This is a genomic window from Devosia salina (assembly GCF_019504385.1).
In the GTDB taxonomy this organism is placed as follows: domain Bacteria; phylum Pseudomonadota; class Alphaproteobacteria; order Rhizobiales; family Devosiaceae; genus Devosia; species Devosia salina.
Window position 1 is genome coordinate 2,994,068 of record NZ_CP080590.1, and the last position, 14,763, is coordinate 3,008,830.

The 14,763-nt window shown below is 63.1% G+C and carries 16 protein-coding genes; 4 read left to right on the forward strand and 12 right to left on the reverse strand.

Annotation, left to right across the window (positions count from 1 at the left end):
* Positions 1-55: 55 nt before the first annotated feature.
* The 3 genes from K1X15_RS14715 to K1X15_RS14725 all read right to left on the reverse strand — a co-directional run bounded on the left by K1X15_RS14715 (position 56) and on the right by K1X15_RS14725 (position 3,482).
* Entirely contained in the window at positions 56-1,510 is a 1,455-nt protein-coding gene (locus K1X15_RS14715; RefSeq protein WP_240549506.1) for a DEAD/DEAH box helicase, read from the reverse strand.
* A gap of 335 nt (positions 1,511-1,845) precedes the next feature.
* Complete coding sequence (locus K1X15_RS14720; protein WP_220304368.1) at positions 1,846-2,637, reverse strand: molybdopterin-dependent oxidoreductase; 792 nt, start codon at positions 2,635-2,637, stop codon at positions 1,846-1,848.
* Positions 2,634-3,482 (reverse strand): cytochrome b/b6 domain-containing protein, encoded by an 849-nt coding sequence (locus K1X15_RS14725; RefSeq protein ID WP_220304369.1) that lies wholly within the window; start codon positions 3,480-3,482, stop codon positions 2,634-2,636. The genes K1X15_RS14720 and K1X15_RS14725 overlap by 4 nt, the downstream gene beginning before the upstream one ends.
* Positions 3,483-3,672: 190 nt before the next feature.
* On the opposite strand from K1X15_RS14725, the gene K1X15_RS14730 reads away from it, so the two are divergent.
* Positions 3,673-4,197, forward strand: a complete 525-nt coding sequence (locus tag K1X15_RS14730) for a sigma-70 family RNA polymerase sigma factor (RefSeq protein ID WP_220307560.1) — start codon at positions 3,673-3,675, stop codon at positions 4,195-4,197.
* Positions 4,194-4,832, forward strand: coding sequence for an NrsF family protein (locus tag K1X15_RS14735; protein ID WP_220304370.1), 639 nt, complete (start codon positions 4,194-4,196; stop codon positions 4,830-4,832). The genes K1X15_RS14730 and K1X15_RS14735 overlap by 4 nt, the downstream gene beginning before the upstream one ends.
* 6 nt (positions 4,833-4,838) lie before the next feature.
* On the opposite strand, the gene K1X15_RS14740 is transcribed toward K1X15_RS14735, so the two are convergent.
* The 3 genes from K1X15_RS14740 to K1X15_RS14750 all read right to left on the reverse strand — a co-directional run bounded on the left by K1X15_RS14740 (position 4,839) and on the right by K1X15_RS14750 (position 6,646).
* Positions 4,839-5,489 (reverse strand): ThuA domain-containing protein, encoded by a 651-nt coding sequence (locus tag K1X15_RS14740; RefSeq protein ID WP_220304371.1) that lies wholly within the window; start codon positions 5,487-5,489, stop codon positions 4,839-4,841.
* A gap of 63 nt (positions 5,490-5,552) precedes the next feature.
* Complete coding sequence (locus tag K1X15_RS14745) at positions 5,553-6,188, reverse strand: class I SAM-dependent methyltransferase (RefSeq protein ID WP_220304372.1); 636 nt, start codon at positions 6,186-6,188, stop codon at positions 5,553-5,555.
* Positions 6,185-6,646 (reverse strand): GtrA family protein, encoded by a 462-nt coding sequence (locus K1X15_RS14750; RefSeq protein WP_220304373.1) that lies wholly within the window; start codon positions 6,644-6,646, stop codon positions 6,185-6,187. The genes K1X15_RS14745 and K1X15_RS14750 overlap by 4 nt, the downstream gene beginning before the upstream one ends.
* A gap of 251 nt (positions 6,647-6,897) precedes the next feature.
* Between K1X15_RS14750 and K1X15_RS14755 the strand changes: the two genes are divergently transcribed.
* The gene (locus tag K1X15_RS14755; RefSeq protein WP_220304374.1) at positions 6,898-8,502 is read left to right on the forward strand and encodes a bifunctional metallophosphatase/5'-nucleotidase; all 1,605 of its coding nucleotides are present in this window, start codon (positions 6,898-6,900) and stop codon (positions 8,500-8,502) included.
* 92 nt (positions 8,503-8,594) lie between these two features.
* Here the strand turns inward: K1X15_RS14755 and K1X15_RS14760 are convergent, their stop codons facing one another.
* Positions 8,595-8,846 carry a GlsB/YeaQ/YmgE family stress response membrane protein gene (locus tag K1X15_RS14760; RefSeq protein ID WP_220304375.1) on the reverse strand — a complete coding sequence of 84 codons (252 nt, stop codon included), beginning with the start codon at positions 8,844-8,846 and terminating at the stop codon, positions 8,595-8,597.
* 166 nt (positions 8,847-9,012) lie between these two features.
* On the opposite strand from K1X15_RS14760, the gene K1X15_RS14765 reads away from it, so the two are divergent.
* Positions 9,013-9,645, forward strand: coding sequence for a hypothetical protein (locus tag K1X15_RS14765; RefSeq protein WP_220304376.1), 633 nt, complete (start codon positions 9,013-9,015; stop codon positions 9,643-9,645).
* Between the two features lie 69 nt (positions 9,646-9,714).
* On the opposite strand, the gene K1X15_RS14770 is transcribed toward K1X15_RS14765, so the two are convergent.
* The 5 genes from K1X15_RS14770 to K1X15_RS14790 all read right to left on the reverse strand — a co-directional run bounded on the left by K1X15_RS14770 (position 9,715) and on the right by K1X15_RS14790 (position 14,739).
* Positions 9,715-10,758, reverse strand: coding sequence for a Gfo/Idh/MocA family protein (locus K1X15_RS14770; RefSeq protein ID WP_220304377.1), 1,044 nt, complete (start codon positions 10,756-10,758; stop codon positions 9,715-9,717).
* 112 nt (positions 10,759-10,870) lie between these two features.
* A complete protein-coding gene (locus K1X15_RS14775; protein WP_220304378.1) occupies positions 10,871-11,659 on the reverse strand; it encodes a ThuA domain-containing protein in 789 nt (262 codons plus the stop codon).
* 235 nt (positions 11,660-11,894) lie between these two features.
* A complete protein-coding gene (locus tag K1X15_RS14780) occupies positions 11,895-12,899 on the reverse strand; it encodes an ABC transporter ATP-binding protein (RefSeq protein ID WP_220304379.1) in 1,005 nt (334 codons plus the stop codon).
* 14 nt (positions 12,900-12,913) lie between these two features.
* Complete coding sequence (locus tag K1X15_RS14785; protein ID WP_220304380.1) at positions 12,914-13,759, reverse strand: carbohydrate ABC transporter permease; 846 nt, start codon at positions 13,757-13,759, stop codon at positions 12,914-12,916.
* Complete coding sequence (locus K1X15_RS14790; RefSeq protein ID WP_240549507.1) at positions 13,759-14,739, reverse strand: carbohydrate ABC transporter permease; 981 nt, start codon at positions 14,737-14,739, stop codon at positions 13,759-13,761. Before K1X15_RS14790 ends, K1X15_RS14785 begins: the two co-directional genes overlap by 1 nt.
* Between the last annotated feature and the right edge of the window lie 24 nt (positions 14,740-14,763).

Below are 14,763 nucleotides of genomic sequence, written 5' to 3' on the forward strand. Positions count from 1 at the left end.
CACATGCAAAGGGGCGGCCAGAAGGCCACCCCTTGTCATGCAGTCGTGCCGGACGTCAGGCGTTGGCGGAAGCGCGCCGGGCCTTGCCGGCGTCCCGCTGGCCCTTGGACCAGCGCGGCTTGCCGCTCTTGGCACCAGCGGGCTTGTTGCCCAATGGCTTGCCCGTTTCGGGGTCGCGACGGACATGCTTGACCTGGCCATTGCGTTCGCCATCCGCAGCCGCGTGCGGCGCGCCGCCACGACCACGCTCGCCGCCCGGACGTGGCGTATTGAACTTGCGCTGCCCGTTGGGCTTGGGATTGCGCGCCGAACGAGCACCGGCGGGCGCACCGGCATTGTTGCGCGGCTGGCGTGGGGCAGGCGCTTCTTCGACCAGATTGACGTCACCGGAAACCGGCAGGGTGCGCCGGATCAGCCGTTCGACATCGCGCAGCTTGCCCTTCTCGGTACCATCGCACAGCGTGATGGCAATGCCCGAGGCGCCGTTGCGGCCCGTGCGGCCGATGCGGTGCACATAATTCTCCGGATCGTCAGGCAATTCGTAGTTCACCACATGGGTGATGCCGGTCACATCGATGCCGCGCGCCGCGATATCGGTCGCCACGAGGATGCGCACCGAGCCATTGGCAAAGCCCTTGAGGGCCGCCTGCCGGGCATTCTGGCTCTTGTTGCCGTGAATGGCGGCGGCCTCGTGCCCGTCGATGGCCAGGTTCTTGGCCACGCGGTCGGCGCCATGCTTGGTGCGCGAGAAGATGATGACGCGCTCCATGCCTTCCTTCTCGTCGGCGAGCAGGTCATTGAGAACGCCGCGCTTGGCCTTCGAGCCGGACATGATCACGCGCTGGTCGATCTTGACCACGGTGGAGCCCTGCGGCGCCGCCTCGACCTTGATCGGCTCCTTGAGCAGGGTCTTGGCCAGGTCTTCGACCTCGGCGGCCATGGTGGCCGAGAACAGCATGGTCTGGCGCTTGAGGCCAATGGCCTTGGCGATGGCGCGCACCGGGGCGATGAAGCCCATGTCGAGCATGCGGTCGGCCTCGTCCAGCACCAGCCAGCGGGTTTCGTTGAGGCGGATCTTGTTGTCGTCAAGCAGGTCCTTGAGGCGCCCCGGGGTGGCCACGACGACGTCGACACCCTTGGCGATCTTCTGCACCTGGTGGTAGCGCGACACCCCGCCCAGCACGAGCACGGTGTCGAGCTTCATCTTGGAGCCGGCGAACTTGCGGATATTCTCGTCGATCTGCACCGCCAGTTCACGCGTCGGCGCCAGGATCAGCGCGCGCGTGGTCATGGGGCGGGGACGGCCGGTAAGGCCCAGAATGCCGGCCAGGATCGGCAGGCCGAAGGCGGCCGTCTTGCCCGAGCCGGTCTGGGCGATGCCCAGCATGTCCCGGCCCTCGATGAGCTTGGGGATGGCCTGGGTCTGGATCTTGGTGGGCTCGGTGAAGCCGCTGGCAGTCAGGCTGTCGGTGATCAGGGTCGGCAGGCCGAGCGAAATGAAATCGGTCAAACTTTTGTCTTTCGTGGTGCGCGAAACCGCGCGTGCGCCACGCCGCTCATGCGACTGGCGCGTCTTCAACTTTGCAATCGGGCGATAGGGATTATCGCGCGGGTGCTGGCTCAAACCCGGACCGCAGTGCTGGGTATCCGGGTCGACTTCGCCGCTCACCGCTTGAGTAAGAAGAGAAGTCCATCAACGGCCATTTTGCCGCGACGTCCCGCTCATATGGGGGAGATGGCAAAAAATAGCAAGCGCGGCAGGCGCATGGGTGGGGTGCGGAAGAAGTTCCCTGGCGTCACCTCACCCCAACCCCTCCCCTCAAGGGGGCGGGGCTTTGTCCCGCGTCAGATCCCGCCATACCAGTCATAGCCATTGTCTTCCCAATAGCCGCCCTTGCCCTGCCCGAAGGGCGACAGGTCGTCCACCAGTTCAATGGTGTGGAGGTATTTGGGCTGCTTGTAGCCCAGCGCCCGCTCGATCCTGAGGCGCACGGGCGCACCATTGCTCACCGGTAGCACCTGATCGTTCAGCCCATAGGCCAGGATGGTCTGCGGGTGATAGGCGTCGATCAGGTCCGAGCTTTCATAGTAGAAGATGTCGCCGCTGATGCTGCGCTGGATATTGTCGTAGCAGTGGTAGACGCAGTAGCGCGCGCCCGGCTTGACGCCGGCCTGATCGAGCACCGGCCCCAATGGCGTACCGGTCCACTTGGCGATGCAGCTCCAGCCCTCGACGCAGTCATGCCGGGTGATCTGCGTGCGGGCCGGCATGTTGCGCAACTCCGCCAGCGAGAAGCTCACCTCGCGCTCGACCATGCCCTTGATGGTGAGGCGATAGGGTTCGAAATTCTGCATCTTGAGGAAAGCATATTCCGGCGTCGACGGATCGGTCGAACCATTCGGTCGCTGCCCCTGGCGAATTTCGCTTTCGCTGAATTCGCGCGCCAACACCTGGTCGCCGATCAGTGCGCGCTGCGCCCTATAGGTCAGCACATTGGCCTGCTCCAGCGCCTGGCGCACGGGATTGCCGCGCTGCCCGAGAAAATCGAACTGGTTGCAGCCGGACAGGGCCAGCGACGACCCGAGCGCGGCCGAGCCGGCAAGGAACTTGCGGCGATTGACAATGAGCCGGCTCATGGCCTGTCTCCCTTTTCGGCCGGGATACCCGGGCTCGTGCGATACCAGCCGGTGATCATGGATCTCAACTCGTTGAGCGGCCCGGCCAACAGCACCATGATGATGTGAACGATGAAGAACAGCACCAATAGGCTCATCACCACGAAATGGATGGTGCGCGCGGTCTGTCGCCCGCCGAACACATCCAGCAGCCAGGGCCAGGCAGCGTCCATGCCGGGGCTCATGGTGAGGCCGGTCAGGATGATCAGCGGAAAGAGAATGAAGAAGACGGTGAAATAGCTCAGCTTCTGCAGCGGCGAGTAGGTCCGCCCATGGTGGAGGCGAAAGCGCGCATGGTCCACGACGTCACGCGGCAGCCCGCCCAGATCCGCGCCCCGGGGCAGGATATCGCGCCTCAGATGCCCGTTGATGAAGCTGGCGAGGAACCAGATGAACAGCGCAGCGACGAATATCCAGCCGAAGAAGAAGTGTACCACCCGTCCCGTGGCAAGGTCGCGGAAGGATGGAATGGTCACTGCACCAGGAAAACCGACAAATTGCGGCCGCTCGGCCGAGCCGCTCATGCCCAGGACGCCGGTAGTATCGAAGGTCTGCCCGAACAGCGTCGTCTGTCCGCGCGGCCCATCGGGCGTGTTCACGGCCCCGATCTCGAGAATGGCGTTCTCGAACTCGAAGCCCGACTGCTGGCCGATATAGAGCGCCGGATGGGCATTGAAGATCTGCAGCCCGGAGAGCAGCAGGAAGAACAGGCAGATGGCCCAGGTCCAGTGGGTCAGCCGCGTCCAGATCGACTGGCGATAGACCAGCGGCCCGCGCGTCGGCGGCAATTCCTGTGGCGGCGTCATGGTCTTCCTCCGAACCCCTCATTCCCCTATAGCTACGCTAGCGCGGCAAAGCTGTGCGGGTCATCACTGAAATGTCATGGTTTATTCGTTCGGCACCGGCCTCTGGTTACTGGCAAAAAGCGCGTGTAACCTTGTCGTGTGACGCAGCGAATGGAAAGCAATGGTGAAGTCTGATCCGATCGAGGAGCGCCTGCGCAGCCTGATGCTGGCCTCGCTCGAGGGCGATGCCGTGGCCTATCGCGCGCTATTGTCCGACCTCGGCCGGCACCTTCGCCCCTATTTCACGCGGCGCCTGAGCGCCGCCCACGCTTCGCATGCGGAGGATCTCGTGCAGGAAACCCTGCTGGCCGTGCATCGACGGCGCATGACCTACGACCGCTCGCGGCCCTTCACCGCCTGGCTGCATGCCATCGCGCACCACAAATTCGTCGATCATGTCCGCCGCCACGCCATCCGGCCGACCGTTCAACTCGATGATGACGCACCGGTCTTTGCCACCGACGACAGTGCCAATGCCGCCGACAGGCACGATGTCGAGGCCGCTCTCTCCACCGTTTCGGATCGCACCGCCGACCTTATCCGCCAGACCCGCCTGGAAGGCGCCAGCGTTGCCGAAGCCGCGGCGCGCCACGGCATGACCGAGACCGCAGCCAAGGTGTCGATCCATCGCGGCCTGAAATCGCTGATGGCGCGCTTTGCCGGAGGCGAGAAATGACTGACGACCTCATCGCCAACCTCACGGCCGAGCTCAAGCCCATTGCCCCGTACGCGCTGGAACGACGTCTCTGGATTGCTTTGGCAATCGGCCTTGCCGGCACGGTGCTGGTCGGCCCCCTCCTGCTCGACCTGGTCTTTGGCCGCCCCTTTGGCGGCGCCTGGGGCAGCATGATGTTCTGGGGCAAACTGGCCTATACGCTGGCCCTGGGCCTGCTGGGCCTCGTAGCGGTTCCTGCGCTCTCTCGTCCCGATCGTCGCCTGCTCTGGCCCCTGGTGGCTGCCGGCGCCCTGGCCGTCCTGGCGCTGATGGTGGGCACGATGGGTTGGATGCAGGCCGATTGGGCCATGCCGGTGCTGATGGGCGGAACCGCCCTGGTCTGCCCCTGGCTGATCATCCTGACCGCCGCGCCCCTGCTGGCGCTGCTGCTGGGCGCCATGCGACGCTTTGCGCCCGCTTCGCCGACCTTGGCCGGGGGCGCAGCCGGCCTGCTGGCCGGCGGCTTCGGAGCTGCCGCCTATGCCTTTTATTGCGGCGAGACCAGCATGATGTTCATGGCGGTCTGGTATTCACTCGGCATCGCCCTGACCGCACTGCTCGGCGCCCTCATCGGGCGATACCTGCTGCGCTGGTAGGATAGACTACTCGTCGCGGGCCGCCCAGTTCATGCCGCGGCGCATGATCGTGGCCATGTTCGAGTTCTCGAACTCCTTGGCCCGATGTCCCAGCGTCATATGGAACACGCGGCCCTTGCCATGATGGCGCTTCCACACCACCGGCATCTTCACTCCCTCGATCCACCAGGCATGCTCGCCGCTGAAGGTGGTCGTTGCCAGCACCTCGTTGGAGGGGTCGACATGCATGTAATATTGCTCGGAAGTGTAGGGGAAGCTCGGCTTGATGCCGGCCATGATCGGATCATCCGGCTTGGAGACCTCGACCGTGTAGTCGATGATATTGCCCGGATGAGCCACCCATTGCCCGCCCACCATAAACTGGTAATCGACGGATTCGCGGAAGGCGTCGCTCATGCCGCCATGGTGACCGGCGAGACCGACGCCATTCTCGACGGCCTTGGTGAGGTTCTCGACCTCTTCCTTGGCAATCTTGCTCATGGTGAAGATCGGAATGATCAGCGACAATTCGGCAATGGCGGGGTCGGCAAAGGCGCTGGTTTCGGTGGCGGTCCTTACGGAAAACCCGTCCTCGTGCAGCCACCGGCGATAGATGGTGGCGCATTCTTCCGGGTCGTGACCTTCCCAGCCGCCATAGACGATCAAAGCACTGCGCATGAGCATTTCCCCGCAAATCGAACGGCGCGGAGAATACCCGAGTGAGCCGGTATTGTAAGCCCGTCAGGCGCGATTGATGTGCACCATCCGCTTCACGAAGTGCAGGCGCCGCTCGAACGCCCAGTTCAGTGGCGCGGGGTAAAGTCCCAGTTTCTCTTGGGATTGCGCCTCCGCCAGGCCGGCCCGATCGAAGGCCGCCGCCCACTGCCCGGCATCGAGATAATTATAGGGCAGGCGCACATCATGCCCGCGATTGCCCACCCAATCCATCAGCCGCAGCGTCGGCCCGGCCAGCAGGCCCTCGCGCAGATGATCCTTGATGACCACGCTCTGCCGCGCCACCCGCGCCGCCTCTGCCAGCACGGCCGCAGGGTCATCGGTATGGTGCAGCACATCCACAATGGTGACGTGGTCAAAGCTCTGGTCGGCAAAAGGCAGGGTCTGGCCGTCGTATTGCGTGACCGGGATATGGGTGACGGGCCGCACCAGCACATCGACGCCTTCCACGCCCAGTTCCGGCCGCCGCTGCATCAGCGCCACGGCAACCTGCCCGTCGCCGCAGCCCAGGTCGAGGACCCGGCCGGGACCCGCCGGTATCGCCGCAGCCAGGGCGTCGGCGAGTGCCTCGACGCGGCGCCCGAAGATCAGCGCGCCATGAACGGCATTGAGCACCTGCTTGCCCGGATGTAACCGGCTCATGCGGGGACAGTCTCCAGGCGACGGGCAAAGGCAAAGGCCCAGCCCTTGAGCACCAGATAATTGACGCCCGAAGTCAGCGCGATCACCAGCATGGCCGCGGGCAGGCTGGGCAGGGCCAGGGTTCCATGGAAGACGAAGCTGAACAGCGCTGCCAGCGCCAGCGCCATCATCTGCACCGCCACATAGCGCGGCAAGGCCTGCCAATGCGCGGCGTCCGAGGCGAAAGTGAACCGCCGATGCAGCAGGTAGACGGGCAGGATGAACACAGCGTAGCAGGCGGCGCTGACGATCCAGCCTTCCACCATGGGCAGCAGCGCCACCATCAGGCTGCTCAGAATGACAAAGCTGCCCGCCGCCCCGCCACCAATCAGGAGAAAGGACACAAGGCCGCCCCCCGACCGTTCGGTGGCGCGCATTTGGGGCGGCTCGCGCATCAGGCTTTCCAGGGCAACGCTCATCTTCGGTTTCACTCGGCATAACAAGACGACATGCACCAGCAATACGCGCTAACCCTTGCGGGCACGTTTACGCGGACCGCGCCTTGGGCTCATTGCGTCCATGGGTCAGGAAATTTGACCAAAAGGTCCACTTTCCACTGTCACAATTACCTGTTTAACTGTTCGGCGACGCTGCTGGACGGCCCAAGAGGCGTCATGGCCGGACCGGCGGAGGTAACGTCGAACGCAAAAAGCAAAAAGGGACATCAGGGATGAAGAAACTGCTCCTGGGCGCAACCGCGCTCACGCTCTGCGCCGGGTTCTCCACGGCCGCCTATGCCGAGTTCACGCTGAACATTCTGCATATCAACGACTTCCACTCCCGCTTCGACCCGATCACCGGCACCGATTCCAACTGCGATGCCGAAACCGACGCTGCCGGTGAATGCTTCGGCGGCATTGCCCGCCTCAAGACCATCATCGACGACACCCGCGCCAAGCATGAATCGGGCAATTCGCTCCTGCTCTCGGCCGGCGACAATTTCCAGGGTTCGCTCTACTACACCACCTACAAGTCCAAGGTCGTTTCCGACTTCTTCAACCAGATGGGCTTCGACGTGGTGGCCACGGGCAATCACGAATTCGACGACGGCCCCGAAGAGTTCATGAAGTTCATCGAAGCGGCCGATTTCCCCATCATCGGCGGCAATTTCGACGTGACCCGGGACGAGAACCTTGCCGGCAAGATCAAGGGTTCGATCGTCGTGGAAGTTGGCGGCGAGAAGATCGGCATCATCGGCGCCACCACCGAGGACACGCCGGAAATTTCCTCGCCCGGCGACGATGTCGAATTCACCAATGTCATCCAATATGTCCGCGGCGCATCCGAGGCCCTGGACGCGGCGGGGATCAACAAGATCATCCTCCTCAGCCATATCGGCTACAATCAGGACATGGAAGTCGCTGCCGCCCTGCCGCTGGTCGATGTGATCGTGGGTGGCCACAGCCATACGCTGCTGTCCAATACCGACGAAAAGGCGGCCGGCCCCTACCCCACCATGGTCACCAATCCCGAGGGGGTCGAGGTGCCGGTGGTCCAGGCCAACCAATATGGCAAGCATCTGGGCGACATCGCCATCACCTGGGATGACGAGGGCAATGTCATCAAGGCCGAGGGCGAACCCTACCTGATCGACGCCTCGGTCACCGGCAACGAGGACTTCAAGACCCAGCTGGCAGCACTGGCCGCGCCGATCGAAGAAGCCATGGGCGAAGTCATCGGCACCGCCACCGATGCGATCGAAGGCTCGCGTGACGTCTGCCGGGCCATGGAATGCTCCATGGGCAATTTGGTGGCCGAAGCCATGCTCGATCGCGTTGCCGACCAGGGTGTCAAGATCGCCATCCAGAACGGTGGCGGCCTGCGCGCTTCCATCGATGCAGGCGACATCACCATGGGTGAGGTGGTCACCGTCCTGCCCTTCTCCAACACCCTGGCCACCGTCGATATCTCGGGTGCCGACGTGATCGATGCCCTCGAAAACGGCGTCAGCGATGTCGAAAACGGTGCCGGCCGCTTCCCGCAGGTCGCAGGTCTGAAATATACCGCCGACCTGACCAAGCCGGCTGGCGAGCGCATCAGCGATGTCATGGTCGGCTCGGGCGATAGCTTCGCTCCGATCGACGAAGAGGCCACCTACACCATCGTCACCAATAACTACATGCGTGGTGGTGGCGACGGCTATGGCACCTTCGCCGAAGGCGACAATGCCTATGACTTCGGCCCGCCGCTGGAGCAGGTCCTGGCCGACTACATCGCCGGACTGGGTGGCGAATATACGCCCTTCACCGATGGTCGCATCACCATCGTGAAGTAAGGCCTGATCCATCCGCGAAAACGAAGGGCGCCCCCGCGGGCGCCCTTTCTTCTTGTTCTTGGACCGGTTTACAGGCGAAACGCAATGGCCGGTCAGGCCCGGCGCGCCAGCTGACCCCAGGCCAGCAGGATGATCACTGCGCCCAGGATCGAGGCGATGAAACCGGCCCCATCGCCGGAATTGTACCAGCCGACCTGTTGGCCGAGCCAGGTGGCCAGCACCGAGCCGACAATGCCCAACACGGTAGTGAGGATGAAGCCGCGCGGCTTGTGATCGCCCGGCGTGATCCACTTGGCGATCAGCCCAGCGAGAAATCCAATGATGATGGCCCAGATGATGCCCATGCCCAAACTCCTTTGTCGGTCAGGAAGTTGGTACTTTCCCAGCAGGTTGCAAGGCGATCGGAAAATTTGATCAGCCATCGTGATCGATCGTGTCGCAACCATCACAGGGTCGGGTCGTTGTGGGGCTGTTCAAGTGGGGGGCACATCCCACAATGGAGTTCCGATTATGAAGAAGACCATTATCGCCACCACCATCGCCGCACTGTTCGCCTCGAGCGCCCTTCCGGCCATCGCTGCAAATTCCGCGCTGGACCTGAAGGCCGGCGCAGGCATTGCCGTCGATTCCGAAATTCTGACCGCCCAGGCCGATGCCGGCGCCAATGCTGGTGTCGATGCCAGCCTCGACGCCTCGGAAGATGGCGTTAACGTGGATGCGGGTACCGATGCCGGCGCCAATGTCGGTGTCGACACGGACGATGCCAGCGCCGATGCCGGCGTGAACGCCAATGCCAATGCCAATGCGAACGCCTCGGCCGATGCGGCGGATGACAGCTATGGCTCGGTCATGGCCTCGATCAAGGCCAACGCCGATCTCGATCTCAGCGCCATCACCGAGGACACCGACATCACCATCGTGACCATCTCGTCGTTGCAGGGCAATGCCGAGACAGAGGCTGCTGCTCTCGACAACGAGCTGACGGCAAATGCCGATGCTCAGGCCGGCCTGCACGCGCGCGTTTCGGACAATGCCGCCATCATGGCCGAACTGGAAGCCGAGGGCTATGCCGCCGAGGACGTGGTGAGCCTCAAGACCAAGGCCGACGGGTCGGTCATCGTCTATGTTGACGATCGCGGCTGATCCGAAATCCTTCGGGTTCAATAGAAAAGGCCCCGGCTGACGCCGGGGCCTTTTTTCACGCAAGCGATCCTAAACCGTGTGCTCCGAGCGATCCCGGTCGGTGACCGTCGCCATATCCAGCACCTTCTGGATGTTGGTGGCGTGGCGGAAGCTGGGCTCGAGGTTCTTGCCCACACGGCAGGCATCCACGAAGCGCTGATAATTGGTGGGCACCGGCTCCACCTCCACCTCGGTCCAGGTCCCGGTTTCCACATCCGGGCCCAGGCAGGTGAATAGCTTGGACCAGTCGTGCCGGTGCTGCACCTCTACCGAGCCCTTCTCGCCATAGACGCGCAGGCGCAGTTCATTGAAATGGCCGGTGGCCCAGCGCGAGGCATGCACCACGCCCAGCGCGCCGTTTTCGAGCTGCGCGGTCATGGCGAAGCTGTCATTGGCATCGAGGTCATACTCGCCAATCCTGTTGCCCGGCGCCTTGTCGAAGGTCTCCAGCCGGCAGAACACTTTCGAAAAGTCACTACCGGCGCCATAGGCCGCAAAATCCAGGATGTGCACGCCGATATCGCCCAGCACACCATTGGAGCCGTGCTTCTTGGAGAGGCGCCACAGCCACTGGCTTTCGGTGCGCCAGTCGCCCCAGGCCTTCGAGACCAGCCAGCTCTGGAGATAGCTGGCTTCGAAATGCTTGACCGTACCCACCTGCCCGGACTGCACGATCTCGCGCGCCTTCTGAAGCTGCGCGACATTGCGATAGGTCAGGTTCACCATATTGACCAGACCGAGCCGCTCGGCGGTCTCGGTCATTTCCATGGCGCGGGCATGGTCGGTCGCCAGTGGCTTCTCGCAGAACACATGCTTGCCGGCCGCGAGCGCGGCCATGGTGGTGGGATAATGTACGCTGTCTGGCGTCACATTGGCCACGGCGTCGAAATCGCCCCAGGCCAGCGCCGCATCGAGCGAACCAAAGCCCCGCTCGATATTGTGCGCCGCGCAAAACGCCTCGACGCGCGCGGGATCGACATCGACCCCGCCCGCCAGGGTCACCCCCTCGATGCTCGCAAAGTTCTTGGCATGCGTATTGGCCATGCCGCCGGTACCCAGAATGAGGATACGCATAGTGTCATTCCCTGGGGCAGCAGCCCCCGCTTGTCGTTACCGGGCGCCCGCTCCTGGAGCACCCAACTCGTCCCGTCATTGCCCGGCAACCGGGCAATGACGATTATCGGACCTATTTCTTCACTTCGCCTGCATGGTCTGCGGCCGAAAGCTTGGCGCCGCGCTCCTCGATCTTCTCGATGGCCTCGGCGACCGGTGTGTTCGGCGCCTTCATCAGATGCGCGTGACGATCGCCCTGATAGGCCCAGTTCACCGCATTGCGCAGCACCTGGCCCACATTGGCATCGTGATAGGTCGGGTAGGTCTCATGGCCGGGGCGGAAATAGAAGATATTGCCCGCACCCCGGCGATAGGTCAGGCCGGAGCGGAACACTTCGCCGCCCTGGAACCAGGACACAAACACCGTCTCGAGCGGCTCCGGCACGGTGAAGGGCTCGCCGTACATTTCTTCGTATTCGAGCTCGAAATAGGCCGGCAGGCCCTTGGCGATCGGGTGGCCGGGATTAACGACCCACAGGCGCTCGCGCTCGCCCGCTTCACGCCAGTGCAGGTTGGCGGGCGACCCCATCAGGCCCTTGAAGACCTTCGAGTGATGGCCCGAATGCAGCACGATCAGGCCCATGCCCTGCCAGACATGCTCCATGACGCGCTTGACCACGACGTCATCGACCTTGTCATGGGCGGCATGGCCCCACCAGACCAGCACGTCGGTTTCAGCCAGCGCCGCCTCGGTGCAGCCGTGCTCGGGCTCCTGCAGGGTCGTGGTCTTGACCGAAATATTGGCGTCCTGCTTCAGCAGCGACGCGATCTGGTTATGCATGCCGTTCGGGTAGTTCTCGGCGACAACCTTGTTCTTTTGCTCGTGGACGTTCTCGCCCCAGACCAGGGTACGGATAGGCATGGATATCTCCTGAATTTTCGGGTGCCAGGGTCCGGCCGTTTGGGAGGCCGCCGGCCCTCGCGGTCTATGGAACGCAACTCGTGGCCACGTTCGCAATTCTCTGAACGAAGCGGCGCGCCGGCCCGGCCGGTCCCGCCGTCATATCAAGGATGGAAGTGACCATGATATGGCCACTTCCCGTTTGATTTCGCCAGCCCGCCGCGGGGCGGACCGGCCGCGACATGGCGTCGCCCTTCTAGCGGATCGGCTTGCCGGCGTCGTCGAAACGGTGGATCCGGTCCTCCATGGGCGACACGCGCAATTTGGCGCCGCTGTGATAGCTCGCCGCGCCTTCGAGACGCACCACAATCGGCTCCTCCTGGCCCATCTCGAGATAGACATAGGCATCCGCACCCAGGTTTTCGGTGTGGATGACCTCGCCTTCCCAGATGCCGTCATCCTTGACCAGCATGTGCTCGCCACGAATGCCCAGCGTCGTGCAGTTGAACGCGGCCGCCTTCTCGCCGGTGATGAAGTTCATCTTCGGCGAACCGATAAAGCCAGCCACGAAAATGCTGTCCGGCTTTTCGTAGAGCTCCATGGGCGTGCCCACCTGCTCCACCAGCCCATCGCGCAGCACGCAGATGCGGTCCGCCAGCGTCATCGCCTCGACCTGGTCATGCGTCACATAGATCATGGTGACATTGTCCATGCTCTCATGCAGCTTGGCGATCTCGATGCGGGTCGCCACGCGCAGCGCCGCATCCAGGTTGGACAACGGCTCGTCGAACAGGAACACCTTCGGATCGCGGGTGATCGCCCGGCCGATGGCAACGCGCTGACGCTGCCCGCCCGACAGCTGCTTGGGCAGGCGATCCAGATATTGCCGGATCTGCAGCATGTCGGCGGCCTTCTCGACCCGCTGGCGGATCTCGTCCTTGCTGTGGCCCTTTTCCAGCTTCAGCCCGAACGCCATGTTCTCATAGACCGTCATATGCGGATAAAGCGCATAGGATTGGAACACCATGGCGATGCCGCGCTTGGACGGCGTCAGTGCATTGACCACCTTGCCGTCGAACAGCATCTCGCCCGAGGTGATGTCCTCAAGGCCCGAGATCAGCCGCAGCAGGGTGGACTTGCCGCAGCCCGAGGGACCGACAAAGACCATGAATTCGCCTTTGCGCACTTCCAGATCGACGCCCTTGATGACGTTCACGGCGCCGAAGGACTTGCGGATGTTGCGAAGTTCGATTGATGCCATTTGGCGTTACTCCTTTAGCCCTTGACGCCGCCGGCGGTCAGCCCGCTGACGATCTTGCGCTGGAAGACGAGCACCAGTGCCACCAGCGGTACGGTCACGACCACCGAGGCGGCCATGATGATGCCCCACGGGATTTCATATTGCGAACCGCCCGAGAGCAGCGCGATGGCCACCGGCACCGTGCGGGTGTCGTTGGAAACGGTGAAGGTCAGGGCGAACAGGAACTCGTTCCAGGCCGCGATGAAGGCCAGAAGGCCGGTGGTCACCAATGCCGGCCACATCAGCGGCATAAACACCTGGGTGATGATGACCCATGGCGAGGCGCCATCGACAATGGCCGCTTCCTCGATCTCCACCGGCAGGTCGCGCATGAAGGTGGTCAGCACCCAGACGGTGAACGGCAGCGTGAAGATCGTATAGGCGAAGATCAGGGCCCAGGGCGTGTTGTAGATGCCCAGGAACCGGATCACCTCGAACAGGCCTGCCAGCACCGCGATCTGCGGGAACATCGACACGGCCAGGATCGTCATCAGCAGCAGGCTGCGCCCGCGGAACCGCACGCGGCTCAGGGCGAATGATGCCGTGATCGCCAGGAACAACGCCAGGATGACGGTGACGCTGGCCACGAAGACCGAGTTGAGCAGGTTGCGCGGGAAGGCCCCCTGGCTGAACACCTGCCGGAAATTGTCGAGGCTGAACGAGGTCGGCCAATAGGTGACGCGGAACAGGTCCGTGCCGGATTTGAGGCTGGTTAGGATGGCGTAGTAGAACGGGAATACCGACACCACCACGATGAACACCACCAGCGCGTAGAACAGCGCGGTCTTGGTCAGCTTCCACAGGTCGAAGGTCGCGCCCATCAGCGGTCTCCCCCTTCGAAATTGACCTTGCCCAGCCAGATATAGAGGATGGTGAAGATCGCGATCAGCAGAAACAACAGGGTCGATTGCGTCGAACCCTCGGCGAAGTTGTTGAACTGGAACAGGTTTTCCTGGGCCAGCACCGACATCGTCTTCGTCGACGAGGAGTTCGGCGTCAGCACGTAGATCAGGTCGAAGATGCGCAGCGCGTCGAGCACGCGGAAGATGATCGCCACCATCAGGGCCGGACGAACCAGCGGCAGGGTGATGCGGAAGAACTGCTTGACCGGATGCACGCCATCGATATCGGCGGCCTCATAGATGTCCTTGGGGATCATCTGCAGACCCGCCAGGATCAGAAGCGCCATGAAGGGCGTGGTCTTCCAGATATCGACGATGAGCACTGCGGTCATGGCGGTATCGGCAGACGCGGTCCAGGCAACGGGGGCACTGAGGAGGCCCAGCTTCATGCCCAGGTCATTGATGATGCCGAACTGGTCGTTGAGCATCCAGCTCCACATCTTGGCAGAAACGATGGTGGGAATGGCCCAGGGGATCAGGATGGCGGCGCGCACAATGCCGCGGCCACGGAATTCGGCATTGAGCACCAGCGCCACGACCATGCCGAGCACGGTTTCCCACGCGACCGACCAGAAGGCGAAACGCACGGTATTCCAAACCGCATTCCACCAGGCCGGGTCCGCCAGAACGCCACGATAGCGCACGGTGCCGCTCTCGAGCACCTGCCAGCGCAGATAATTGCTGAAGCCGACCCACTCCGCGCCATAGAGATCGTTCAGGGTCACATCGGTAAACGAAAACCAGATGGAACGCAGCAGCGGCCATCCGGCGACGATCGCCAGGGCGATCAGCATGGGAACGAGGAACCAGCGTGCCGCGCGAATACGTTGCTGCAGCAGTTCCGACTTCATCTTGGGCGCGGCTGTCTGCGCCATGGGCGCCAATGCGTCGGTTGCCATGATCGCCTCCTCCCTATTTGCGTC